Genomic DNA, 25,649 nt, shown 5'->3' on the forward strand with positions numbered 1-25,649 from the left:
CGCAGGACCCACCGCCCAGTGTGATAAAAATCTGCTGATTTCATTCTGTTTTTGCCTCACATCCCGTCACCGGTACTAATGACCGCTGCTTTTGGAGAATAAATTTATCACTAACACACCCGCAATAATGAGAGCCATTCCCGTAATTGCGGGTAAATCCAGCTTTTGCTGATAAATAAAATAAGCGGCCACAGAGACAATGACAATCCCCAACCCTGACCATATTGCATAAGCGATCCCCAGCGGCATTACACGAACCACCTGAGAGAGCGCAAAAAATGACACACAATAGCCAATCACCACGATCACCGACGGAATAAGCCGGGTGAATCCGTCCGCGGCCCGCAGCATGGAAGTTGCGATCACTTCTGAACCCACCGCTAAAATCAGCCATAGAAAACCATTCATAGAAAAACCTGTCATTCTGTATTTATGATTAAATCAGATCCGCAGTATAAAGGCGTTGCAGAAAAAAGGATAAAAATATCCTGTGACGCAATTTTGCCCGCAGGTTTATACCCAACGTCATTCAAGATGCAGGCAGGCGGCAAGGGAAGACAGTCGGGGAGCATACATCAGTATGTGACCCGGCTGGCTGAGCGTAGCAACGCACCTGCAGTTTGAATGAATAAGGGTATACATTTTGTGTTTTCTTTGACATCATAACCGCGATTTCATTTCCCCCGAGGATGTCAGCTGACATGATTTAATGCCTGTACGTAACCACAATATCGTCCGCATCTTATTGATGCGATTTGTTGATATTGGGCAGGCTGCTATCCCCGTCATTTTTTGTCTTATTTACATTGTGCATAATTGCCTGCCCTGAATATTTCAGGAGCTTACTTATGCCTGTTCATTGCCATTTTTCACACTTATCTGTCGTTTTTAACGACACTCCGCTGTTTGAGAATATCAGCGGCACATTAACACATCAGGTTCAGGGACTGACCGGCAACAACGGCCGGGGAAAATCCGTGCTGATGTCCCTGCTCGCACAACGTCGTCGTCCGGCAACCGGTACAATCAGCTGGCAGACACCTTTCCATTATGTTCCGCAATTGACACGGCTGCCCGGTGTAACACTGGCTGATGCGTTAGGTAACAGCTCTGTTCAGGCGGCGTTCCGGCGCATTGATAACGGCACTGCCACCGCAGATGATTATGATTTTTTGTCCGATAAATGGGATTTCCCTCATCGCCTGCAATCCTTACTGGAAAGCGCGCAACTGGGTCAGTTTTCGCCCGATACGCCGTCGGCACAGCTCAGCGGAGGCGAGCAAACCCGGCTGGCACTCTGCTGTGCCTTTTTACAACCGGATAAATTTTTATTGCTCGATGAGCCGGGAAATCATCTGGACGGCGCCGGTCGCCGCTGGCTGAGTGAACAGCTTCTTCAGCACCCTGCCGGAGCATTAGTTATCAGCCATGACCGGCGGTTACTTGATGATATGCACCGTATTTTTGAACTGACCCCATCGTCACTGGACGAGTACGGCGGGAATTACAGTCACTTTGCTGAGCAAAAAGCCTTTCAGCTTAATGCGTTACAAAGTGAAGAAAAGCTGTTGCAAACCAAAGCACGTAAAGAAAAAGACGAGTTACAACGCACGCTGGAGAAAAAAGCACAACGTCGCCGCCAGGGAGAACAAGTACGCGCATCCGGTTCTTCTTCCGCACTGTTACTGGATATGAAAAAAAATAAGGCAGAAAAACAACAGTCGGCTATCACTCAGCGCCATGAGCGGGTCATGGGACAACTGAATGACCAGCGGCGCTGCGTGAATGAACAAATACAACGAATAACGCCGCAAATGCTGGCATTTGACTATCAGGATTATCAAAAGCGGATCCGGGTGAATGCACATGATCTGGTTCTGCCGTTCGGCTCACAACAACCGGTTTCACTGACGATTTCCGGCGGGGAGCGCTGGCATATTGCAGGGCGCAACGGCTGTGGTAAATCCACTTTACTGAAAGTGCTGACTGATCAGTTAACTGCTCTATCCGGTCAGCACTCTCTGCATGGTCACCGGCGCTATCTTGATCAGCACCTGGCGCTGCTGAATAAATCGCTGCCGGTTGTTGATGCATTATGCGAGTTTGACCCGGTCATTACGGCACAAACCTGGCGCACCCATCTGGGTGCATTACGTATACGGGGTGATAAAGGTCTGATTCCCCTTTCACAATTGAGCGGCGGTGAACAACTGAAAGTCACATTGCTGGCATTAACGCTCTCTGCACCACTGCCGGATATTTTGTTGCTGGATGAACCAGATAACCATCTGGATCTGGATTCAAAACTACTGCTTGAAGGCGTATTACGCAGTTATAAAGGCGCATTATTATTAGTCAGTCATGATGATGCGTTTGTAGAAAATTGCGCTGTGACTCATACCCTGCTCTTATAACACATACCATGATACGGCGGCACTGCCGCCATATCACAGTATTTACTACTTAATTTATAGCTTAATTTATAACTTACAGATATTCACAATAACGAAACGGGCAATATTGACATCATTGGCAGTTGCATCATTGATTGCTGCAGTATTAAACATTGTCAGAAACTTATCTGCATCTGTATTATTAATATCTGTATTGATTGCAATCTGGCTACGAAATAAAACCGATCCGGTCAAACCAAGACCTTCATAACACACAATATACTTATCCATATCTTTTTTAACCCCTGTCATTATCAATGAATATTTATACTAATATTTATTTAAGGTCCCGGTTATCAGTATTTCCTTAATTTACGGCGCAGCATTACAGAACAATCATTATTTGACCTCCCGGCCTTCTTTATCACCTAATGGTGTGTGTAGTTGTGACGGAACAAATAAACCCGTGTTATCATTACGCCCCTGCAATAATATTTTCGACTCTTTTTGTCTGTATTCTCTGACAGCTCGTTGTGACAATTTTCCGATAATGGTGTCAGGCGAACGCAAACGATTAATAATCAGCACGACCTCCGTATCCGGGAAATCAGACATCATATTTTGATCGCCCTCACTGTCTCCGGCGACTAATAAAGGCCCTTTACCTGCATATTTATCCTGAATAAACTGACGAATAGTCTCTGTTTTGCCTTTTCCCTGGGTTTGCGGATAGGCAGGGTCTAAATCAGACGTCAGCTTATTCTCTTTTGTGCGTAATAAATGCATCGCAAAAACCTGAGAATCAGGAACCAGATACGGCGGCTGAGTCACAATTGATTTAATCACTTCAAGATTTGAGGCAGATATAACATAAACATCAATACCGGATTTTTGTAATGCCTGATAAAGATCCTGCATTTCAGGCACTAAACGAAAGCCGTTATGCCAGGAAATATCGACCACACCAGCCAAACCCTGTAACGACTCCGGGCTTTGCCACGTAACGCTTTCTACCGGCTGAGTTTGTTGCCACGCAATTGTTTTTTCTGTTATATCTGCGACCTGTTCAGGTGTCATATTCATAAATAAATACGTCACCCACGGATAAGAGACTTCATGCTGAAATGTTCCGCCGATGGCCGCATATAAATAGCGCATTTTAGTAATGAAGTTTTGATAATGCGGAGATTTTTTTTATTTCAGAAAGTGGTTTATTGCCATTGAGCCCTTCTGCATTATCATACAGCCACTGATAGCTTTCGAGAATATCTGCACCCACCTTTTTAATATTAACGGTTTTACCCTTTTTATTGTTAAATTCAGCCACGAAATCAGTTGCAGGGATATCTTTAAAAATAACGGTTTTCAACTCTTCAGGCGTCATCGCAAATAACAGATTTTCGAGCTGATAAATCATTGCAGCTTCTTCAATATCCAGAAATGCTGTCGTATTGTCAAAGTCAAATACGGCATAATACGTATGAGCAGGAGACTTTCCGGCTTTTTCCAGCATCGCATCCAGACGCTGCTTATTAACGCTGTCCCATTGTCCCTGCTGTAATGTCTGCGGTTTTATGACAACCTGCGGTGCTGCTGATGCATTCAGTGAAATGGTTTGAGAATGTGCAGCGGTAATATTCAGTGTCAATGCACTGACTGCAAGAGCAATCAGGGTGTAACGGTTAATCAATTTCATAGAAAACCCCTTTTTAAAAGAAAATACTGATAAAAGGGATAACACAGGGTCATTTTTTGCTGTATCAAAAATCAGCAACGAATAACATTAAGCGAAATGGATCACACTCTTTTTATCGGCTTTTTTTTATAACGGACGTGTTATAATCTCAACCCCGCCTCATACACTAATAATTAATAACAGGTATACAAATGAGTCACCATTTCGATGGAAAATACGAGGCTGAAATAAAATATCACCTGCCTGATCACCGGGTATTCTTGTCGCAATTACTGTCACTGAATGCTGAGCCCTTTGTTGTTAATAATGAAGAAACTGACTGGTTTTTTGATAATCCGCAGCTCACTCTTGCCGGAAAAAATGTCAGTATGTCAGTCAGAAAAATGTCGCCTTCCGGTATTCAGCTCTGGATTGTAAAAGGACCCGGTGCTGCTGAATGTAAGGCCATCAATATTGACGACCATCAGCATGTCAGAAATATGCTGACAACACTGGGTTATACCTGCAACATGATATTAACCAAAACCCGGAGTATCTATTTTTTAGGTGAGATTCATATCACACTGGATCATCTGAATAATATCGGTTGGTTTGCTGAATTTGCGATTATGACGCACGATGAATCGAAATTAGCCGGTTATGAGAGTGAACTCAGGGAAAAAGCAAAAGAATTTGGTCTGACTGACGGGATGATTGAAAAGCAAAGCTACAAAATGCTCTATCGCCGGATGCAGGCAGGCGGCTGACTCCGGCCGCCGGGGAGCATACACAAGTATGTAACCCGGCGGGTTTCCCTGCACCAACGAACCCGCAGTTTAAATAAATAAAGGTATATCTGTAACCGGCTTATTTCAGCGTATACATTGTCAGCACAGTATAGGTCAGATCGTTTTCATCAATAATCCGTACCAGATTGGCATTACTGACGATACCAACAACGATTTCCACGCCCTCTTTTTCATATTTACGCTTAAACTGCCCGATTTTTCCCTTGGCTATCTTTTCCAGGAAAGGCGTATTCCGGTCATATTCCTCATTGATACCCTCCGGCTGACCATATTGTGCTTCCATCTCTGCATTAATTTTATCATATTCGCTGAGAAGTACCGTCTGATCACGGCTCCAGAGTCCGAAACGGGATATCCCGTTTAATCCTTTCCCTTCAGGAGAAAATACCGTCATAAAAAATTGTTTTTTAATATCCGGCGATTCCAGTGAGCTGCATAATTTTCCGCCATCACTGGTTTCTGTACAGTCCAGCTCATTGAGATTCAGTTCACTTAATTCTTCCGGTGTCTGACCCCATTTAAATCCGTAAGGTGCATCCGGTGTATTGCTTCCTGAGCCTGCACAACCGGACAGTAATACGGCCATAATTCCTGATATAATAAACTTTCGCATACCTCACCCTAATGTACATTAAGCCACTTAATACTGATCATACCAAAGACAGGTAAGAGACCAGAAGCCCGGCAGCTGACTTCTGCGTAAAATCAGATTTAATGAAGTCAAAATACCGTGCTCATACTAATATACAGGTCTGTAAACCAGATGAACATCACAGAAATACGAGTGATGAATATTCAGTCAATCAGGTGTATATCCAACCCTCTCAGCAGATCTAATGCTTCAATTCTTGAAAATGTTGCATTGGTGACTTTATTTTGCCGGATATCAATATTAAATGAATGACTACCGGCTAAATTCGTATTTTCCAGGTTTGTATGCATAAACAGGCTGTTTGATAAATCACAATCTTGTATGTGAGACTTACAGAGTTCCGCATTTCTGAAGTCTGCATCATGTATCCGGCATGCTTCAAAATGAGATTCATGTAATTTTAAGTCAAAGAAGTTGCAACTGTCTAAAATACAGTCTTTAAAGCTCAGTTGTGAATAAAAATCAAATGCCGGCCAATAGCCTTTTGTCCAGTCAATCCCGACAAGTTTACATCCCGTGAATTCAACCACCGAAAACCGGCTGCCGGGCACGTCCATCAGACTTAAATTGCACGCATCAAACTGACAGTTCAAAAATTTACATTGTGAAAAAACAGTTGATGTAAAATCACAATTAATGAATTCACAACGTTCAAAGACCACATCTGAATAGTGTTGATAACTCAATTCCTGCTTGTTGAAACAGGTATCAAAATATTCACCGCTATTTTCCGGCTCTGTCATTAATTGTCTCCTGCAACAGAAACCGGCGGTAAAACCCGGTAGTCATTGTCATCTATCAATCTGAGAAACATTAATAAATACCTTTCATTCTCTGTTGTTCTTTATAAATGGCCTGGTTTTCTCTGATTGTATTTACTGTACTGTTTTCATAAGGATCATTTTTTTTTGCTTCCGGCGTCATTGCCGGGATGTTCTGATACTGAACATCCCGCGATTATCACCGGCATCAGAATACTTAATATTACTTTATACATTTATTTTCCTTTTCAGACAGCGTGTATCCGAATCAGAGTGTAAACAGGGTAAAAAGTTCCACAATAGTGTAAATCAATGATGATGAATAAACACACTATTGTATGTAGTAATACCTGTCTGACTCGTATATTTAATTCATTTTATGCAATATTCAGAATGTTCCCCCTGCAAAAAAGGAATAAATGCTGTAAATCTTCTTCTCTGCATAAATGAGTCTGATTTTGTAACGAGGTAATTATGTCTGTCAGTAACAAATCCGTGTATTCCGCATGTTCAAAACTGACCCTGATGGTCATGAAATTAAGTGGATTAAAGCGGATCATCACAATTAATCAGTATTTTGACTGGGCAACAGATAAATCACTTATTCAACGATTTATTGACGATAACAGAGACCACACGAGTGGTTTCATTGCTTTAGACAAAACAAACAAAGATTGCAAAGCAGACCTCATCGCATACCTGGATACTGAGATCCGCAAATATGCCGGAACAGAACAAAAAGAAAACTATACTGCGCTAAAAAACGGTAATCTTTTAGTCATTAAAACGTTCAGTACTATCATGCAAAAACACAGTTAAACAATATTTCCGGTGTTATTTACAGACAAAAAATCCGCCTTGTCCGGCGGATATTGTATTAACGAAAACATTTATAGCCTATAATTCCGGCCTGATTATTTTTTTGTTGAATCCTGCCTGCTGATTTAATCTTATTTAATATTCCCTCTACCAGATTTTTTTGGTACAGATCAATACCCGGTAATGTCATCAGGCATACAGACTGCTTAATAACCTATCATACTTCATGATAATTATAGTAATAAAGAGTATTCCGATAGAAAATAAATATAATAAGTGGATTGTTATTTTACTATATTATTTAATTGGTTATATTGCAGATCTAAAAAAATAAACACCGCAGGGAAAAACCTGCGGTGATAACACGACTACAGGATTGGGAGTACAATACTTGCGATCATTCCGGCACCAGAGAGCGCAGTACCGACGATACCCGCTGCCATCAGACCGAATCCAAGACCACCGGTTACCGGACCTAATACAGCACCTGCGACAATTGCAGGAATAGAGAACATCAAACCAAGACCGGCCGGAAATGCTAATAAGCCAAAGCCACCATTTACAGAGTCAATTTCATTTCTTTTTAATTCTCTCATGATGATACTCCTTATTTTAACACTGTGACCATCCTTAGACAGCTATATTCATCCGTGAATTAACGATGAATATTAATATATTATATTTAATATTTTAAAATACACCAATATTTAAACCATAATTAAAACAGAATGCTCTCTATAATCGATTTTTTATTATTAACTTACTCTGAAAAATTAATCTGAATTGGTTTTTTATACAGAAAAAGCACACTTGCGCAGTGGTGACCGGCGTTTTTTTTATGAAAAAACAAAAATATTTATCTTTTTTAAACTGTAATAACGGATTAAATAATTAAAAATACCGTTTTTATTATTTTATTTAGTATTTACCTCTGCCATGATATGAATCAACCCGGGGTTTCTGCGCAACCCGACAGCCGGTAAAAATGCTACTTTTTTACCGGCGCGTATCAGAAGACCCCGCCTATCTGCTATCATTGCATCTTTCTCTCAGACTCTTTGCCGCAGATAACCTGTCATTTTTATCTGTAAGTCTGCAAAACAACACCAAACAGTAAAGAAACAGTAAGACATGAATACACCAAAAGATCAGTACAATATTAATAAATTGCAGAAACGCTTACGCAGCCATACCGGCAAAGCCATTGCCGATTTTAATATGATTGAAGACGGCGACCGCATTATGGTTTGTCTCTCCGGCGGCAAAGACAGCTATACCCTGCTTTCTGTTTTACAGAGTCTGCAACAGAGCGCACCCATCCGTTTTTCTCTGGTCGCGGTAAACCTGGATCAGAAACAGCCGGGCTTTCCCGGTCATATTCTGCCGGAATATCTGGAAAATCTCGGTGTTGAATATAAAATTGTGGAAGAAAACACGTACGGGATAGTGAAAGAAAAAATCCCTGAAGGTAAAACCACCTGTTCCCTCTGTTCACGTCTGCGTCGTGGTATTTTATACCGCACTGCCACTGAGCTTGGTGCAACAAAAATTGCCCTCGGACATCACAGGGATGATATTTTACAAACACTGTTCCTGAATATGTTTTTTGGCGGCAAACTTAAAGGTATGCCACCGAAACTGATGAGTGATGACGCAAACACATTGTTATCCGTCCGCTGGCGTATTGCCGCGAAAAAGACATTGAGCGTTTTGCCGATGCGAAAGGATTCCCGATTATTCCGTGTAATTTATGTGGTTCACAGCCTAATTTACAGCGTCAGATAATTAAAGATCTGCTGCGCGACTGGGACAAACGGTATCCGGGACGCATTGAAACCATGTTCACCGCCACACAAAATGTCGTACCATCCCATTTATGTGATACCGAATTATTTGATTTCAAATCCATTCATCAGGGCGGTGATGTGGTGGACGGCGGCGATTTGGCGTTTGACCGTGAAACACTGCCAACGCAACCTGTTTGGGCGGATGATGACGATGAAAACACAGACTTTACAGAACACCGCCTGGATGTGGTGGAAGTAAAGTAAATTTTTGCGGATAATCCTGAAAAAGCGCTCCCTGTGAGCGTTTTTTTTACCGGCAGGAGCGGATACAAAATCCGGACAAAAAAAAAACCGATGTATAAATACACCGGCATGATAATGGTCAATATTCTGTATAAGAATTCAATATGAGAAAAACTACAATTATGGAGCACAACGTTCATCGCTCAACGTTGTATTCACCTGCGGGACTAATAGTGCCCTAACTGACGCCGCTGTTTCTTGATATAGCTCAAGTCAGGTACGTTAAATCACATGAAATTACGCGTTTTTACAACCAGTTACTCTTGCGTAACCACCAGGCAACAAACCCTATCACACCTGCCAGTCCCACACAGAACAGACTAAATGCAAACGGAAAATCACCACCCGGAATTCCGCCGAGGTTGACACCAAATAAACCGGTCAGAAACGTCGTCGGTAAAAAAACCATTGCCAGCAGTGACATAGTATAAGTGCGCCGGTTCATGGCATCCGCCATCATGTTAGTTATTTCATCTGAAATAACTGAGGTCCGCGCAATGCAGGAGTCAATATCATCGATAATCCGCCCGAGCCGGTCGCTGACATCCGTCAGCTGATGACGATCTTCATCTGAGAGCCAGACGTAGCGCTCTGATGCCAATCTGGCGAACACATCCCGCTGCGGTGCCATATAACGGCGCAGGACAATTAATTGTTTGCGCAGCAGCGCCAGCTCCCCGCGTGCCGGAATACGCGGTTCGAGTATCGCATCTTCCATGTCGATCAGCTTATCATGCAGATCTTCAATAAAATCAGCAACTTCATCCGTAATACAAAATGCCGCCTCTGCCAGCCATTCACCGGTATTTTTCGCTCCTTCGCCGTTCAGTAAATCATCCTGAATGGTCTGGATAGAGTGTACTTTCCGGTGGCGGGTCGAGATAATATAATTGCTGCCTATCCAGATGCGGAACGCCACGAGCTGATCCGGTCTGTCACCCTCATTATTATTAATAGTTTGCAGCGTGATAAGCGCCGCCTCTCCGATTCTGACAATCCGCGGGCGGATAACATCATTAGTCAGCCCGTCCTTTGCCAGAACCGGCAGCAGGTCGGTTTCACGCAGCCAGCGCTGATTATTGGCAGAGAGGTAATCCAGATGCGCCCACATCGGCTGCTTTTGTCCGGCAACCGCATTGACATCAACGGGGATGCAACCCCCTTCTCCGTCAAACTGAACCCTGTATATAGGATCGGTTCCCTGAAAAGCAGATCCGTACAATGCACCCATGTGTTTCTCCTCCGGTGTCCCGCCGCATTCCCCCGCTCCCTGCGGGGAAATGACAGAAAGCAGGTTTAGTGCTTAATAATATAGAGATTATGGCTGTACGCCACATCTTCCGGATTATTAACCGGATACCCTTTCAGCCACGGTTTTATCAGGCGGCCATTGGTGTACTGATAGATGGGTGCTATCGGGGTATCTTCCGCCAACAGTTTTTCAGCTTCGTTATAATCGGCATTGCGGGCGTCATCATCAGTTTCCAGCGCCGCGGTTTTCAGTAATTCATCATATTTATTGCTGTGATACCGCGAGATATTACCGGTGTGAATGCTGCTCAGCAGTGACAAGAAGGTCGACGGCTCATTGTAATCGCCTACCCAGGATGCACGGATCACATCAAAATCCCCGGTATTACGGCTGTCAATGTAGGTTTTCCACTCCTGGTTCACCAGCCTGACGTCCACACCCAGTTTTTTCTTCCACATCGAGCCAACGGCGATGGCAATTTTCTGATGATTTTCGGAGCTGTTATACAGCAGGGACAGTTTCATCGGATTATGCGGGCCATAACCGGCAGCTGCCATCAGCATTTTTGCCTGGCTGTCCAGTTCGCTCTGGCTGAATTTCTGATAACGGCCCGGTTCCGGAGTAAACCCGGCGGTGACATCCGGTGTAAAGCGCCAGGCCGGTTTTTCACCTGTACCGAGGACTTTTTCGGCAATCACAGCGCGGTCGATAGTCATGGAAAGCGCCTGGCGCACACGCAGATCATTGGTCGGGGCGCGCTGTGTGTTAAAGGCGTAATAATAGGTGCCGAGCTGATCCGGGATATAAATCTGATCCGGAATGGATTTTTTCAGCTTCTGATACTGGTTTTTCGGGAATGATTCCGTGATATCCAAATCACCGGCAAGATAGCGCTTTGTTGCCTGAGATTCATGGTTAATCGGCACAAAGGTAACCGATGTCAGTACCGTATGCTTGTGATCCCAGTAGTGCGGGTTAGGTGTCAGAACGATTTTTTCATTCACCACCCGATCATGCAGGACAAATGCACCGTTTCCGACCAGATGCCCGACGCGGATCCAGTTATCGCCATGTTTCTCTATTGCTGCGCGATTTACCGGGAAAAGACTGAAGTTCGCAGCTAAATTCGGGAAGTAAGGGACAGGTCTGTCCAGCGTGATGCGTAATGTGTGTGGATCAATGGCTTCTGCGCCAAGTGTGGCAGGCGCCATTTTGCCGTCGATAATCGCCTGTGCATTATTAATACCGGCAAGAGGTGCGAACCAGGCAAATGTCGACAGGCTTTTCGGGTCAACCAAACGCTGCCAGCTGTAAACAAAGTCCTGTGCGGTGACAGGTGTGCCGTCTGACCACTGCGCATCTTTGCGCAGATGAAATGTCCAGACCTGGTTGTTATTTGTTTCCCAGGAGGAAGCCACACCGGGAACCGGTTTCCCGCCCGCATCCTGACTGGTCAGCCCTTCAAATAAGTCACGCAGGAGTTGTGCTTCAGTCAGCCCGACTGCCTTTACAGGATCAAGTGATGCAGGTTCGTCTTTAAGATGACGATATACAGATTGCTCTTTTGCCAGCTCCGTTCCGGCGGGGATCACCGCCGCCATGGCACAGAACAGAGAAGAAAAAGTGAACACCGCACCAGCAAGAAATGCGGTACGTGATAAATTTGCCGGCATGAGCATAACGGACGCCTTGTATTAGAAATAGTAAACCGATAGATTATCCGATGATTACCGAAACACAACAATCGAATATTACATTTTAATGGACGGTATTCGATGTAAAAACACCTGTCTGCAATTTTTAAATAAACAATTATGGGCTTCATTAAAAGGATAAAAATATGACTAATTCTGTAAAACTTCAGGGTAATGATGTACGGGTTTATGGTTCGTTCCCACACCTTGGTGATAAAGCCGCACCCTTCAGCTTAGTGACCGGTGAACTGTCCGATGCCACTCTCGCCACTTATGCCGGAAAACGTAAAATCCTCAATATTTTCCCGAGTGTGGATACCGGTGTGTGCGCGACCTCTGTACGCAAATTTAATGAAACTGCCGCAAAACTCAGCAATGCTGTTGTTTTATGTATCTCCGCTGATCTGCCTTTCGCTCAGGCACGTTTCTGCGGTGCTGAAGGCATTGAAAATGTCGTGATGCTCTCCACTTTGCGTGACCCGGAGTTCCGTGAAAATTACGGTGTCGGGATTGGCAGCGGCCCGTTAGCCGGTCTGTGCGCCCGTGCAGTTGTGGTGCTGGATGAGAAAGATAATGTGATTTACAGCCAGCTCGTCGGCGAAATCACTGAAGAGCCGGATTATGACAGCGCGCTGAATGCACTGAAATAATTGTACATATTACAATATACCCATAAAAAACCCCGCTACCGGAAAAGGTGCGGGGTTCTTTTTACAGTACTTTTTACAGCACAGATAACTCAGGACTCTTCGTCTTCATCACTGTCACTGTTCTTTGTGCCTGCGCGCACCCGGCTGAGCCCGTACTCACGCAATTTATTGGCAATCGCGGTATGAGAGACATTAAGTCTCTTCGCCAGCTTACGGGTACTCGGGTAGTGACGGTACAGGCGGGTCAGTACCGAGCATTCAAAGCGCTTGGTGATATCATCCAGCGAACCGCTGAGAATATCTTCACTGAAACCGATTTCTGCTTCCAACTCCGGTAACACGATATCCTGCGGGCGCAACAGAGAACCTTCCAGTGAGGAAAGCGCCTGATAAATCACGTTACGTAACTGACGGACATTGCCCGGCCAGTGATAAGCACATAAAAACGGTCCCAGCTCCGGCGCAAGGCGCGGCTCTTCGCACTCCTGCTCGTCAGAAAAACGCTTAACCAAATCACGGGTCAGCGGCAGAATGTCTTCCTGATGATCACGCAGTGGCGGAATGGTCAGCGTCAGCACATTGAGGCGGTAATAAAGGTCTTCGCGGAATTTACCCTCTTTTACCAGCTCCAGCAGATTTTTTTGTGTTGCACAGATAACCCGTACATCCACTTTTACCTCATGCTCTTCCCCGACACGGCGGAACGTGCCGTCATTGAGAAACCGCAGCAGCTTTATCTGCATCTGTGATGACATTTCGGCAATTTCATCCAGAAGAACAGTGCCGCCGTTGGCTTGCTCAAAGAAGCCTTTTTTCGGCTCGGTACTGTTGGCATAAGCGCCTGCGGCGTAACCGAATAATTCAGTTTCCACCACATCATCCGGCATAGAGGCGCAGTTAAGTCCCAGGAATGCCTGGTTGCCGCGCACACTGTAAAGGTGGCAGGCTTTGGCAAACACGTCTTTCCCGGTACCGGTTTCACCGACCAGTAACAGCGGGGAGTCCATTTTTGCCATGCGCTGCGCCTGCTCAACCACATGACGCATTTTGGCGCTTTTCGCCACCAAATCATCAAAGCTGCCTGAGTGAGCCACCTGCATGCGGCGTTTCTGACCGGTTCCGCTGTTATTTTCCGCGCGCAGCAACACAACCGCACCAATAGCTGCAGAGGTATCGTCTTTATCATCAAAGCTGATTGGTGTGACATTCAGGCTGTAAGTGTGCCCTTTGAGTATCAGGGTTTCTTTATGCGGCGACGGCACATCCTGCTCAATCCAGCGGCTGAAATTAAACTGGCTGAAATAATAGGTGATATTGCGCTGCTGAATGCGCTCTTCTGTAGTGGTAAACAGAGACAGCGCCGCACTGTTGGCAAGCTCGATATTACCGCGTAAATCCAGCGATAAAATCGGGTCTTCCAGTGATTCAAGTAATACCCACATTGCGCGTTGCTCGCGCTCTGAAGGCATAAAATGAACAGTTCTGACATCCACCACACCCTGAATACGGCGGATTTCAGCCATAAGGGACTGAAATACAGAAAAATCAATCTGCATAAAATTAAGGTAAATCCGGCCGTTCGGGGCAATTTCAATGCCTTTCAGGTCGATATTTTGCAATACCAGCAGATCCAATAACTCCCGCGTCAGTCCGATTCGGTCCTGGCAAATTACTTCCAATCGCATCATTACGATCCTATTTATACCCAACGTCATTCAAGATGCAGGAAGGCGGCAAGGGAAAACAGACGGGGAGCATACATTGGTATGTGACCCGGCTGGTTGAGTGCAGCCAACACACCTGCAGTTTGAATGAATAGGGGTATACACTTAAGTTATTATTTTCCGGCTAATTGAAACCGATTTTACGGTATAAAATGAAAACTGTCACGATTAGTTGACACAATTAACGCGCCTCTGTGATCGCAGTTCCATATACGTACATACGCTTATACCCAACGTCATTCAAGATGCAGGCAAGCGGCAAGGAAAGATAGACGGGGAGCATAGTGAGGTCACAGTAAAAAAAACAGTGACAGAGCACGGATTTCTGCATAATAAGACCGGATGACATCACAAAATGCACATCCGGTCTGTAAACCTGCGGTCAGATAGTTTTTTCCGGTGTTTTACCTTTCGGAATTGCCTGTTTAAGCTGTTGCAACAACTGTTTGCGAAAATCGGTCAGTTTCGGTTTATCATTTTCAATCCAGGGAAGCGGGCGGCACAATTCCATCGCTTTGATGCCCAGGCGCGCAGTCAGTAACCCTGCCCCCATGCCTTGCGCCGCGCGGGCAGAGAGCCGTGCGGTAATATCCTGGGAGAGCCAGTCCATGCCCACTTCGCGGATAAGCTCTGACGCACCCGCAAAGGCAATATTCAGTAACACCAGTTTAAACAAACGTAAGCGGCTGTAATAACCCAGTTCGATGCCGTAAATCGCCGCGACCCGGTTTATCAGACGGATATTACGCCAGGCAATAAACGCCATATCCACCAGCGCCAGAGGACTGACCGCGATCATCAGCGCAGATTCTGCCGCAAACCGGCTGATTGCCCGGCGTGCCTGTTCATCTAATACCGGCTGGACAATCTGACTGTACAATGTCACCACTTCGCGATCGTTATGAGTGCTCTGTAACAGACTCTGCCACTGCTGCAATGCCGGATGATGCGCCGGAATATTCGCCTGCTCAGCCAGTTTCTCACAAAATGCACGCCCCTCTCCGATACGGTGACTTTGTAGCAACGCGCAAGCGGCTTCCCGCTCGCTGGCGCGCTGACGCAAACGGTACAGGCGCCGCCATTCTGTCAGCACCGAGCCGACCCCCGCAATCAGGATCAAAAATGTTGCCGCAATACCGCCGAGGGCGGTCCAGTCATTACCTGTCCATGCATCATTCACCCACTGAATAAGTTGTGCGACCGCACTGATCCCCAGCAATCCGCCTGCCACAAAAATCAGTTTACGCCAGAGACTGCGGCGCGGTTTCAGAACCTGATTCAGCAAGGCTTCCGCATCCCCTTCCGCGTCCTGTTCTGACTGCATCGCAATTGATTGCTCAAAGATAACATCAGAGGCCTCAAACTGACGGGCAGGTTTGAGTTCTTCCTGTACCTCTGTTGACAACGGGGCTTCATCAAAGTCTATCCGTGATTTTACCGGCTCATTCATGACAATTTATCTCCCAGTAAAAATTCCATCGCACTGTCCATACGGATATGCGGCAATGGTGTATCCATCCGCATCGGCAGCGGGCGGAACGATTCAAACTGAAATCCCTGCTGCTGCCAGAACTGCGCATCCGGCAGGCGTTTAGGGACTTCGCCCGGATAGAATGTCAGCGGCGTGTTATCCGCCAGGCGCATGCCTTTCAGGGCCGGTATTTTTTCCCCCTGATGCATCACCATGCCGTTTTCTGTCGCCTGCACAGACGCCAGCCCGATACAATCCATTTTGATCCCTTCAAATGCGGCCTGCTGCCAGGCGGACTGCGTCAGTTGCTGCAGCAGTGCGACCAGATTGGCATGCTGATCTGCCGTGATATGGTCAGCTTTACTTGCCGCAAACAGCAGTTTGTCGATGCAGGGCGAAAACAGGCGGCGCAACAGTGTGCGCTTGCCATAGTGAAAGCTCTGCATCAGTTGTGTCAGCGCAAGGCGCATATCATTAAACGCCTGCGGCCCGCTGTTCAGCGGAGTCAGGCAATCCACCAGCACTATCTGGCGATCAAAATGCTGAAAATAGTGCTTATAAAATCCTTTGACCACATGGTCACAATAGTATTGATAGCGGTCACGCAGCATGCCTAGCACACTGTTTTTTGCCGCTTTATTCAGCCGGGTCTGATCCGGCATCTGCTCGGTGATAAACGGGAAAAACTGTAAACCGGGGGCTCCCGCCATATCACCGGGCAGCACAAAGCGTCCGGGCTGGATAAAATGAAACCCCGCCGCTTTGCAGCGGTGCAGATAATCCGTATACGCCTGCGCTATCGCGGCAAGTGCCTGTTCATCTGCCGGTGCATAAGGATCCAACTGACGGCACAGCGCCAGCCAGGGCTCTGCCCACTGTCCCCGCTCCCCTTTGAGCAGCGTTTTCATCTGTGCAGACCAGGTCAGATAATCCTGCTCCAGCATCGGTAAATCCAGCAACCATTCGCCCGGGTAATCCACAATCTCCAGATAGAGCGTGGAGGTCTCTTTAAAATGGCGCAGCAGACTGTCTTGTGTGCGGTAGCGCAGTTTCAGACGGATTTCGCTGACACCGCGCGTCGGCACCGGCCAGTCCGGTGGTGAGCCATACAGTGATGCCAGCCCTTCGTCATAGGCAAAACGCGGCACACCGAGATCCCGCTGCGGGATCCGTTTTACACCGTGAATACGTCCGTCACGGGCGGCAGAGAACAGCGGCAGCCGCGCACCGCTCTGAACATTGAGCAACTGATTAACAAACGAGGTAATAAATGCGGTTTTCCCGCTGCGGCTCAGCCCGGTAACCGCCAGACGCAGATGACGATCCAACCCCCGGTTTACCAGGGCGTTCAGCTCATTTTGCAGTCGTTTCATGTTTCTCCCACGGTAAGTGACGGGTCTTTTTGTTCTTTAATTTCATAGCATTATCACTTTGATAAGTACCCTGAATAATTCCGGATACCGGCGGGCTGAGCGCAGTCAACACCCAGGCATCCTGAAGTATGACGAGTATATACCCAACGTCATTCAGGGTGCAGGAAGGCGGCAAGGGAAGACAGACGGAGAGCATACATTAGTATGTGACCCGGCTGGCTGAGTGCAGCCAACGCACCTGCAGTTTGAATGAATAAGGGTATAATTAAAGATCACGAAAGCGGCGGTTAAGCGTAAACCTCTCCGACGTCACATAGCGCTCAATATCGCGGATCCGCTTTTCTGTCCGCACCTGACTGCGCTCCACCTGCTCCAGAAGCTCTGCGGCACGTTGTCCGCCCGAATCGCGGTTACTACCCTGCGGGGCAACCGGTAATACCATGCCGAACAGGATATACATAGTGATGGTCAGCCAGAAAAACCCGGTAAAGGTGGCGACAACCGCGATAACACGGATAAGCCAGACCGGTACATCAAAATAGTTAGCAATACCGGCACAGACTCCCCGAAACATACCCTCATCCGGATACCGGTACAGTTTACGTGACTGAAATTCCATTATGATTGCCTCCAGCCCGGATTTTCCGCATCCAGAATCGCTTCCAGTGTTTTGATCCGCGCTTCCATTTGCTGTGAATTTTCAGCCAGCGCCGTGAGACGCCGGGTTTCAAATGCATCGGGCCGGCTTCCCCGCTGACTGTTGTAGTGCAGCCATAACCAGATCGGCAGCACAAACAATACAAAGATAGTCAGTGGTATACCTAAAAATACAAATGCCATGTTGTTGTCCTTAATGGTATTAATTCAGGAAAGCCTTTTACTGACCTTATTCGCCCTTTTCGTCTTTTTCAAGTCGTGCTTTGATAGCGGCTATCTGCGCGCTTATCTCATCTTCCGCTTTCAGCTCGGCAAACTGCTGCTCCAGGGATTTTTCTTTTCCCAGACCATAACTTGCCGCTTCGCCTTCCATATGGTCGATGCGGGCTTCAAATTGATCAAAACGCGCCATTGCCTGATCCATCTTGCCGCTGTCCAGTTGGCGGCGTACCGCGCGGGAGGATTTAGCCGCATCATGGCGTACTACCATAGATTGCTGTTTGGCGCGGGTTTCGGTCAGTTTCTGCTCCAGCTCGTTAATTTCAGTTTTCAGTCGTGCAATTGTTTCATCAAGAATAATCAATTCGTGACGTAATGTATCCACATGCCCTGCAACACGCTGTTTTTCCAGCAGTGCAGCGCGTGCCAAATCTTCTTTGCCTTTGGTTATCGCCAGCTCTGCTTTTTCCTGCCACTCATTAACCTGACGATCACCGTTTTCTATCTGACGCGACAGGTTTTTGCGCTCCGCCAGGGTACGGGCAGAGGTTGAGCGGATTTCCACCAGCATATCTTCCATTTCCTGGATCATCAGGCGGATCATTTTCTGCGGATCTTCGGCTTTATCCAGCAGTGATGCGACGTTAGCATTAATGATATCGGCAAAACGTGAAAAAATTCCCATAATGTGTATCCTTTTTTATCCGTAATAACTGCCCCGCAGGGCTGAATGTTGTTGTCATGATTAATTGACTAACTAAATTAATTGACAAACTAAGTATTACAAGATGCGTGCCAACTCTGAGATTTTTTTAATCTGCTGTTTTTACTAAATTTTATTAATTTCACTTTTGTCACGACCTGCGTTAAAGTGGTCTTATTCACTACTAAGTGGTCAGATTAACCATGAAAAAATACGATGAATGAGACCCCTGATACGCTGATTGGTATTGATAATACCTTTATAGATGCACTTGAGAGCATCTCGCGGCTGGCAAAAATTGCCCGCCCGGTGCTGATTTGCGGCGAACGCGGCACCGGCAAAGAGTTGTTCGCGCATCGTCTGCATTATCTCTCTCCCCGCTGGAATGAGCCATTTATTACCCTCAATTGTGCGGCACTGAACGATAATCTGCTCGATTCCGAACTGTTCGGACACGAGTCCGGGGCGTTTACCGGGGCTCAGCGCCGTCATCGGGGGCGTTTTGAACGTGCGGACGGCGGCACACTGTTTCTCGATGAATTAGGCACCGCGCCGCTGAATGTGCAGGAAAAATTACTGCGCGTCATTGAGTACGGCGAGTATGAACGGGTCGGCGGGCAACAGACACTGAAGGCGGATGTGCGGATAGTGTGTGCGACCAATGCCGATTTACCGGCACTCGCGGCAGAGGGACACTTTCGCGCGGACTTGCTCGACCGGCTGGCGTTTGATGTGGTGACTATTCCGCCACTGCGCTGCCGTCCGCGTGATTTGTCAGAACTGGCAAACCACTTTGCCGTGCAGATGTGTCAGGAAATGGGCACGTCGTTTTTTGCCGGGTTTTCACCGCACGCTGTGCAACAGATGCAGAATTATGCCTGGCCGGGCAATATCCGCGAGCTGAAAAATGTGGTAGAGCGCTCACTTTATCGTCAGGGCGATACCACAGTGCCGCTGGCGGCACTTATTATTAATCCGTTTATCACCACTGTTACTGCACAAAGCGGGCAGTCCGGCGCAGAAAATCCCCTGCCGTCGCTGCCGTTTTCCCTGAAGCAGTGGCAACATACACAGGAGACTGATGCGCTGAATGCCGCATTGCATCAGGCGCAGTTTAATCAGCGGGAGGCTGCCCGGCTGCTGGATCTGACTTATCATCAGTTCCGCGGATTGCTGAAAAAACACGCATTGACCGGGACGGATCGCAGTGAAAATGCCCTTTTGCCCGATTAAATGCTTCCGTTTTTGGTTAGTCGCACAAATTGCGATATAATACAGCGTTCATTATTAACGGTAATTTATTTATGCGCCATTGGATTATCCGGGCATGCGCGGTGCTGTTGCCCGTAACAGGTTTTGCCGCCGCACCTGCGCAGCATACGCCCCGCCCGGCTGAACCGGCAGTGGTGAAGACCGCACCACTGACACCTGTCCGGGATACCGGCTTTGTCTATTGTGTCAATGGTAACATCAGTACCTTTAACCCGCAGCTGGTCAGCAGCGGGCTGATTGTCGAGCCGCTGGCAGCACAGTTATATGACCGCCTGCTGGATGTTGACCCTTATACTTACCGGCTGATCCCCGAACTCGCCGCCCGCTGGACAGTGTTTGATAACGGTGCGACTTACCGCTTTTACCTGCGCCGCGATGTGGAGTTTCAGACCACAGACTGGTTTACCCCGACACGGAAATTAACCGCCGATGATGTGGTGTTCAGTTTTTCCCGCATAGTCGATAAGCAAAATCCGTATCATTATGTGAACGGCGGGCGCTATCCCTATTTTGACAGTCTCCGGTTTGCCTCCAATGTGAAATCTATCCGCAAAATTAATAACCATACGGTGGAAATCAAACTGAATACGCCGGATGCCTCTTTTCTGTGGCATTTAGCTACCCATTACGCCCCGGTGCTTTCAAAAGAGTATGCGGATAATCTGCAAAAAGTGCGGCGTCAGGAGCAGATTGACTGGAAACCGGTCGGCTCCGGGCCATACTATCTGGATGATTATCAGAGCGGACAATTTGTCCGGATGCAGCGCCATGAAAATTACTGGAAAGGTAAGCCGCGTATGCAGGAAGTGGTGGTGGATGTCGGCGCCGGCGGTGCCGGTCGAATGTCAAAGCTTATCACCGGCGAGTGCGATGTGCTGGCGTATCCCGCTGCCAGCCAGTTACAGGTGCTGCGTGATGATCCGCGCCTGCGTCTTATGCTGCGCCCGGGCATGAATATCGCCTATCTGGCGTTTAATACCAGTAAACCGCCGTTTAATAAACTGGAAGCGCGCCAGGCAATTGCTTATGCCATCAATAATGAACGGCTGATGAAATCTATTTATTACGGCACGGCAGAAACGGCAGCATCCATTCTGCCCCGTGTGTCCTGGGCCTATGATAATCAGGCGCGGGTGACGGAGTACAATCCGGAAAAATCAAAAGCCATGCTGGAACAGCTTGGTCTGAGTGGTATTACACTGAATTTGTGGGTACCGACCGCCTCGCAATCTTATAATCCCAGCCCGCTGAAAATGGCAGAGCTTATTCAGGCGGATCTGGCGCAGGTTGGTATTACGATGAATATCCGCCCGGTCGAGGGACGCTTTCAGGAGAATACCCTGATGGATCGCAGCCATGATATTACACTCGCCGGCTGGTCAACCGACAGTAATGACCCGGACAGTTTTTTCCGCCCTTTACTCAGTTGTGCCGCGATTGGCTCGCAGACCAACCTCAGCCACTGGTGTTCACCTGAATTTGATGATGTTATCCATCAGGCACTGCTGGCACAGCAGCTGGGCAGCCGGATTGAGTATTATCATCAGGCGCAGCAGATACTGGCGCAGGATCTGCCGGTGCTGCCGCTGGCGTATTCCCTGCGCTTACAGGCATTCCGCTATGATATCAAAGGGCTGGTGCTCAGTACTTTCGGAAATACCTCGTTTGCGGGTGTCTACCGGGAAGAGTCAAAACCTGAACCGGTGAGCACAGATAAACCTGTGACGCAGAAGGAAACACCATGATCATCTTTATTCTGCGCCGCCTGTTGCTGATGCTGATAACGCTTTTCTTTCTGTCGATGCTCAGTTTCAGCCTGAGCTATTTACCGGCGAATGCGCCCCTGAGCGGAGCCACACTGACAGATGCACTGGTATTTTATTACAACGGGCTATTGTCCTGGGATTTCGGTAGTTCGGTGATTAACGGCGAGCCGGTCAGTCAGCAGTTATGGTCCGCCCTGCCGCCGACTCTGGAGTTGTGCGGTCTGGCTTTTCTGCTGGCGCTGGTGATCGGCATTCCTGCCGGTATTATTGCCGGTGTCTGGCGTAATAAAGCCGCCGATGTTGTTATCAGTACCTTTGCGCTGGTCGGGTTTTCAATCCCGGTGTTTGGTCTGGCGCTGCTGCTTACCCTGCTTTTCTCACTGAGACTGGATTGGCTGCCGGTCTCAGGACGGATTGATTTATTGTATGATTTAACACCGGTTACCGGTTTTGCTATTGTCGATGCCTGGCTGTCTGATTCACCTTACCGTCAGGAGATGATAGTTAATGTCCTGTCCCACATGGTGCTGCCGGTGCTGACGCTTTCTATCGCGCCGATGACTGAAGTTATCCGCCTGATGCGCACCAGTACCGAAGATGTTATCAATGAAAACTATATCAAAGCCGCCGCTATCCGCGGATTATCCCGCCTGACCATTATCCGCCGTCATCTGCTGCACAATGCGCTGCCTCCGGTTATCCCTAAACTCGGGCTGCAATTTTCCACCATGCTGACACTGGCGATGGTAACAGAAGTGGTGTTTAACTGGCCGGGTATCGGGCGCTGGCTGATAACCGCTATCCGCCAGCAGGATTTTTCCGCGATTTCAGCCGGTGTGATGCTGGTAGGATCAATGGTCATTATTATCAATATGTTATCGGATATCCTGGGTGCTATATCCAACCCGCTGAAACATAAGGAATGGTATGCATTCAGATAAACTCTACCGCGAAGATCAGATGCCGTCGCCGGGACGGGTTATCTGGCAAAAATTTACGGCGGATATTCCGGCTATGATCGGGTTTTACGGCGTACTGTTTCTTCTGGCGCTGACTATCAGCGGCCCCTATATCGCACCGTATGCGCTCGACCAGCAGTTTATCGGCTATCAGTTGCTGCCGCCGTCCTGGTCACACTATGGTAATGTCGCCTTTTTCCTGGGGACTGACGACCTCGGGCGCGATATTTTAAGTCGCATACTGATAGGAACTCAGTCCACGTTCGGCGGTGCGCTGCTCGTCACCATTACCGCAGCGGTGTCCGGTATCATTATCGGCTGTCTGGCGGGGATGACCCACGGCCTGCGCTCCGCGGTATTTAATCACATGTTTGATACTCTGCTCGCTCTTCCGTCGCTGCTGCTGGCGATTATTGTGGTGGCTTTTTTCGGTGCGAGCCTGGGTAATGCGATGATTGCTGTGGCGCTGGCACTGTTGCCGCGTATTGTGCGCATGATCTATATTGCAGTGCATGATGAACTGGATAAAGAGTATGTGATTGCCGCGCGCCTGGATGGTGCATCCAATCTGAATATTTTTATCCGTACTGTCCTGCCGAATATCAGTGCGGTCACAGTAACGGAACTGACGCGCGCCCTCTCCATTGCTATCCTGGATATTGCCGCACTCGGTTTTCTGGAGCTGGGAGCACAACTGCCGTCGCCGGAATGGGGAGCTATGCTCGGGGATTCGCTGGAGCTTATCTATGTTGCGCCCTGGTCAGTGATCCTGCCGGGAACGGCAATCCTCGTCAGTGTGCTGCTGGTCAATCTGCTCGGCACCGGGTTACAGCGCGCGATTAATGCGGGGGTGGAATAATGCCGTTACTGGATATCCGCAATTTAACCATCGAATTTATGACTGCCGCCGGTCCGGTAAAAGCGGTGGATCGCGTGACATTATCCCTGACCGAGGGCGAATTCCGCGGGCTGGCGGGTGAATCCGGATCAGGTAAAAGCCTGATTGCCAAAGCAATTTCCGGTGTTACTAAAGATAACCTGCGCGTCACGGCAGATCGTTTCCGTTTTAATGATATTGACCTGCTTAAATTATCGCCCCGCCAGCGCCGCAAGGTGATAGGACACAATGTGTCGATGATTTTTCAGGAGCCGCAGTCTTGTCTTGATCCGTCCGAAAATATCGGCAAACAGCTGATTCAGGCAATTCCGGGCTGGACTTACAAAGGCCGCTGGTGGCAGCGGTTTAACTGGCGTAAGCGCCGTGCCATTGAGTTGCTGCACCGCGTCGGCATTAAAGATCATAAAGATGTCATGGGCAGTTATCCCTATGAACTGACGGAAGGTGAATGTCAGAAAGTGATGATTGCCATCGCGCTGGCAAATCAGCCACGCCTGTTGATCGCCGATGAGCCGACCAACGCCATGGAGCCGGATACCCAGGCACAGATTTTCCGCCTGCTCACCCGCCTGAATCAGAATAATAATATGACCATTTTGCTTATCAGCCATGATTTACAGATGATGAGCCAGCTGGTTGATCGTATCAATGTACTCTATTGCGGACAAACAGTGGAAAGCGCCGAGCCGAAAGATTTACTGCTCAAGCCACACCATCCGTATACCCAGGCACTGATGCGGGCAATTCCTGATTTTGAAAAAGCCCTCGCGCACAAATGCCGGCTGAATACATTACCCGGCGCTATTCCGTCACTGGAACATCTGCCGGTCGGCTGCCGTCTGGGGCCGCGCTGTCCGTATGCACAAAAAGTGTGCATTGAAGCGCCGCGTCTGCGCACCATAAAAAACCGCAGCTTTGCCTGCCACTTCCCGCTGAATATGGAGGATGTGTAAATGCCTGGTCCTCTGCTGGAAGTCAAAAATCTGAGTAAAACCTTTCATTATCGCGACGGACTTTTCCGCCGCCATTACCGGCAGGCCGTCAAACCTGTCAGTTTTACCCTGCAACCGGGGCAGACACTTGCTATCACCGGTGCGAATGGTTCGGGTAAATCAACACTCGCGCGGATGTTATCCGGCATGATAGAACCGAGCGGCGGGGAGATCCTGATAGACAAACACAAGCTGACTTACGGTGATTACAGCTACCGGAGCCAGCGTATCCGTATGATTTTTCAGGATCCGGCCACCTCGCTGAATCCGCGTCAGCGTACCGGGAAGATACTGGAACTGCCGCTGATCCTTAATACTGACCTTGATGCCGCCCAGCGCCGTCTGCGTATTCACGCCACACTGCGTCAGGTGGGTCTGTTGCCTGATCATGCTGATTATTATCCGCATATGCTGGCGTCCGGGCAAAAACAGCGCGTGGCACTCGCCCGTGCGCTTATCCTGCAACCGGAAGTGATTGTTGCCGATGAAGCGCTGGCCTCTCTGGATATGTCATTGCGCTCGCAGATAATCAATCTGATCCTGGAACTTCAGGAAACACAAAAAATTGCCTATATTTATGTGACACAACATCTGGGCATGGCGAAACACATCAGTGACCAAATCATGGTGATGCATAACGGGGAAGTGGTTGAGCGCGGAAATACCGCCGAAGTACTGGCCTCGCCGCTGCATGATGTGACGCGTAAACTTATTACCAGCCATTTCGGTGAGGCGTTGTCTGCCGAAGCCTGGCGCCGGGACGTGGAGTAATCACCACTGCTCTGATGAGTCAGGCAAAATACACCACAATTTCCGGTTA

Annotated in this window: 25 protein-coding genes and 1 pseudogene; 11 read left to right on the forward strand and 15 right to left on the reverse strand. The window is 47.9% G+C overall.

Annotated features, from left to right (window positions below):
• Positions 1-75 precede the first annotated feature (75 nt).
• Positions 76-408: an SMR family transporter gene (locus tag AYY17_RS01460; protein ID WP_067420691.1), complete on the reverse strand. Its 333-nt coding sequence runs from the start codon at positions 406-408 to the stop codon at positions 76-78.
• Between the two features lie 440 nt (positions 409-848).
• Between AYY17_RS01460 and AYY17_RS01465 the strand changes: the two genes are divergently transcribed.
• Entirely contained in the window at positions 849-2,414 is a 1,566-nt protein-coding gene (locus tag AYY17_RS01465) for an ATP-binding cassette domain-containing protein (RefSeq protein WP_067420693.1), read from the forward strand.
• 66 nt (positions 2,415-2,480) lie between these two features.
• Here AYY17_RS01465 and AYY17_RS01470 read toward each other — a convergent pair whose 3' ends face one another.
• The 3 genes from AYY17_RS01470 to AYY17_RS22025 all read right to left on the reverse strand — a co-directional run bounded on the left by AYY17_RS01470 (position 2,481) and on the right by AYY17_RS22025 (position 4,089).
• Positions 2,481-2,684: a hypothetical protein gene (locus AYY17_RS01470; RefSeq protein WP_067420695.1), complete on the reverse strand. Its 204-nt coding sequence runs from the start codon at positions 2,682-2,684 to the stop codon at positions 2,481-2,483.
• Positions 2,685-2,792: 108 nt separating this feature from the next.
• Positions 2,793-3,551: an HAD family hydrolase gene (locus AYY17_RS22020; protein ID WP_235845241.1), complete on the reverse strand. Its 759-nt coding sequence runs from the start codon at positions 3,549-3,551 to the stop codon at positions 2,793-2,795.
• Between the two features lies 1 nt (position 3,552).
• Entirely contained in the window at positions 3,553-4,089 is a 537-nt protein-coding gene (locus AYY17_RS22025) for a hypothetical protein (protein ID WP_235845242.1), read from the reverse strand.
• 191 nt (positions 4,090-4,280) lie between these two features.
• On the opposite strand from AYY17_RS22025, the gene AYY17_RS01480 reads away from it, so the two are divergent.
• On the forward strand, positions 4,281-4,835 hold the full coding sequence (locus tag AYY17_RS01480; RefSeq protein WP_067420697.1) for a class IV adenylate cyclase: 555 nt from the start codon (positions 4,281-4,283) through the stop codon (positions 4,833-4,835).
• 100 nt (positions 4,836-4,935) lie between these two features.
• On the opposite strand, the gene AYY17_RS01485 is transcribed toward AYY17_RS01480, so the two are convergent.
• Both AYY17_RS01485 and AYY17_RS01490 read right to left on the reverse strand, forming a co-directional pair.
• The gene (locus AYY17_RS01485) at positions 4,936-5,463 is read right to left on the reverse strand and encodes a hypothetical protein (RefSeq protein WP_235845243.1); all 528 of its coding nucleotides are present in this window, start codon (positions 5,461-5,463) and stop codon (positions 4,936-4,938) included.
• Positions 5,464-5,672: 209 nt separating this feature from the next.
• Positions 5,673-6,272 carry a pentapeptide repeat-containing protein gene (locus AYY17_RS01490; RefSeq protein WP_067420701.1) on the reverse strand — a complete coding sequence of 200 codons (600 nt, stop codon included), beginning with the start codon at positions 6,270-6,272 and terminating at the stop codon, positions 5,673-5,675.
• Between the two features lie 492 nt (positions 6,273-6,764).
• Between AYY17_RS01490 and AYY17_RS01495 the strand changes: the two genes are divergently transcribed.
• Positions 6,765-7,109, forward strand: coding sequence for a hypothetical protein (locus AYY17_RS01495; protein ID WP_235845244.1), 345 nt, complete (start codon positions 6,765-6,767; stop codon positions 7,107-7,109).
• A gap of 368 nt (positions 7,110-7,477) precedes the next feature.
• Here AYY17_RS01495 and AYY17_RS01500 read toward each other — a convergent pair whose 3' ends face one another.
• Positions 7,478-7,705, reverse strand: a complete 228-nt coding sequence (locus AYY17_RS01500) for a hypothetical protein (protein ID WP_067420703.1) — start codon at positions 7,703-7,705, stop codon at positions 7,478-7,480.
• A gap of 535 nt (positions 7,706-8,240) precedes the next feature.
• Between AYY17_RS01500 and ttcA the strand changes: the two are divergent.
• A pseudogene (gene ttcA, locus AYY17_RS01505) lies at positions 8,241-9,160 on the forward strand (tRNA 2-thiocytidine(32) synthetase TtcA).
• Between the two features lie 286 nt (positions 9,161-9,446).
• On the opposite strand, the gene zntB reads toward ttcA, so the two are convergent.
• Both zntB and AYY17_RS01515 read right to left on the reverse strand, forming a co-directional pair.
• The gene (gene zntB / locus AYY17_RS01510; RefSeq protein WP_067420706.1) at positions 9,447-10,430 is read right to left on the reverse strand and encodes a zinc transporter ZntB; all 984 of its coding nucleotides are present in this window, start codon (positions 10,428-10,430) and stop codon (positions 9,447-9,449) included.
• A 65-nt stretch (positions 10,431-10,495) separates the two neighbouring features.
• A complete protein-coding gene (locus AYY17_RS01515; RefSeq protein ID WP_067420708.1) occupies positions 10,496-12,130 on the reverse strand; it encodes a peptide ABC transporter substrate-binding protein in 1,635 nt (544 codons plus the stop codon).
• Between the two features lie 161 nt (positions 12,131-12,291).
• Between AYY17_RS01515 and tpx the strand changes: the two genes are divergently transcribed.
• Positions 12,292-12,795, forward strand: coding sequence for a thiol peroxidase (gene tpx, locus AYY17_RS01520; protein WP_067420710.1), 504 nt, complete (start codon positions 12,292-12,294; stop codon positions 12,793-12,795).
• Between the two features lie 89 nt (positions 12,796-12,884).
• Here the strand turns inward: tpx and tyrR are convergent, their stop codons facing one another.
• From tyrR to pspA, 6 genes are all read right to left on the reverse strand, one after another.
• Positions 12,885-14,480, reverse strand: a complete 1,596-nt coding sequence (gene tyrR, locus AYY17_RS01525) for a transcriptional regulator TyrR (RefSeq protein ID WP_067420712.1) — start codon at positions 14,478-14,480, stop codon at positions 12,885-12,887.
• A 421-nt stretch (positions 14,481-14,901) separates the two neighbouring features.
• Positions 14,902-15,969, reverse strand: coding sequence for a YcjF family protein (locus AYY17_RS01530; RefSeq protein ID WP_067420714.1), 1,068 nt, complete (start codon positions 15,967-15,969; stop codon positions 14,902-14,904).
• Entirely contained in the window at positions 15,966-17,363 is a 1,398-nt protein-coding gene (locus AYY17_RS01535) for a YcjX family GTP-binding protein (RefSeq protein ID WP_067420716.1), read from the reverse strand. The genes AYY17_RS01530 and AYY17_RS01535 overlap by 4 nt, the downstream gene beginning before the upstream one ends.
• Before the next feature lie 265 nt (positions 17,364-17,628).
• Positions 17,629-17,982, reverse strand: a complete 354-nt coding sequence (pspC, locus tag AYY17_RS01540) for an envelope stress response membrane protein PspC (protein WP_067420718.1) — start codon at positions 17,980-17,982, stop codon at positions 17,629-17,631.
• Complete coding sequence (gene pspB, locus AYY17_RS01545; protein ID WP_067398078.1) at positions 17,982-18,203, reverse strand: envelope stress response membrane protein PspB; 222 nt, start codon at positions 18,201-18,203, stop codon at positions 17,982-17,984. The genes pspC and pspB overlap by 1 nt, the downstream gene beginning before the upstream one ends.
• A gap of 46 nt (positions 18,204-18,249) precedes the next feature.
• A complete protein-coding gene (gene pspA / locus AYY17_RS01550; RefSeq protein ID WP_067420720.1) occupies positions 18,250-18,924 on the reverse strand; it encodes a phage shock protein PspA in 675 nt (224 codons plus the stop codon).
• Between the two features lie 234 nt (positions 18,925-19,158).
• Between pspA and pspF the strand changes: the two genes are divergently transcribed.
• The 6 genes from pspF to sapF all read left to right on the forward strand — a co-directional run bounded on the left by pspF (position 19,159) and on the right by sapF (position 25,600).
• Positions 19,159-20,175 (forward strand): phage shock protein operon transcriptional activator, encoded by a 1,017-nt coding sequence (gene pspF / locus AYY17_RS01555; protein WP_067420722.1) that lies wholly within the window; start codon positions 19,159-19,161, stop codon positions 20,173-20,175.
• A 71-nt stretch (positions 20,176-20,246) separates the two neighbouring features.
• The gene (sapA, locus tag AYY17_RS01560; protein WP_067420724.1) at positions 20,247-21,959 is read left to right on the forward strand and encodes an ABC transporter substrate-binding protein SapA; all 1,713 of its coding nucleotides are present in this window, start codon (positions 20,247-20,249) and stop codon (positions 21,957-21,959) included.
• Entirely contained in the window at positions 21,956-22,921 is a 966-nt protein-coding gene (sapB, locus tag AYY17_RS01565; RefSeq protein WP_067420728.1) for a putrescine export ABC transporter permease SapB, read from the forward strand. Before sapA ends, sapB begins: the two co-directional genes overlap by 4 nt.
• Positions 22,908-23,798, forward strand: a complete 891-nt coding sequence (gene sapC / locus AYY17_RS01570; RefSeq protein ID WP_067420734.1) for a putrescine export ABC transporter permease SapC — start codon at positions 22,908-22,910, stop codon at positions 23,796-23,798. Before sapB ends, sapC begins: the two co-directional genes overlap by 14 nt.
• Positions 23,798-24,790 (forward strand): putrescine export ABC transporter ATP-binding protein SapD, encoded by a 993-nt coding sequence (gene sapD, locus AYY17_RS01575; protein WP_067420736.1) that lies wholly within the window; start codon positions 23,798-23,800, stop codon positions 24,788-24,790. Before sapC ends, sapD begins: the two co-directional genes overlap by 1 nt.
• Complete coding sequence (sapF, locus tag AYY17_RS01580) at positions 24,791-25,600, forward strand: putrescine export ABC transporter ATP-binding protein SapF (RefSeq protein WP_067398092.1); 810 nt, start codon at positions 24,791-24,793, stop codon at positions 25,598-25,600. It abuts the gene before it with no gap.
• Positions 25,601-25,649: the final 49 nt, after the last annotated feature.

The sequence above is a fragment of the Morganella psychrotolerans genome, assembly GCF_001676055.1.
Taxonomy (GTDB): Bacteria; Pseudomonadota; Gammaproteobacteria; order Enterobacterales; family Enterobacteriaceae; genus Morganella; species Morganella psychrotolerans_B.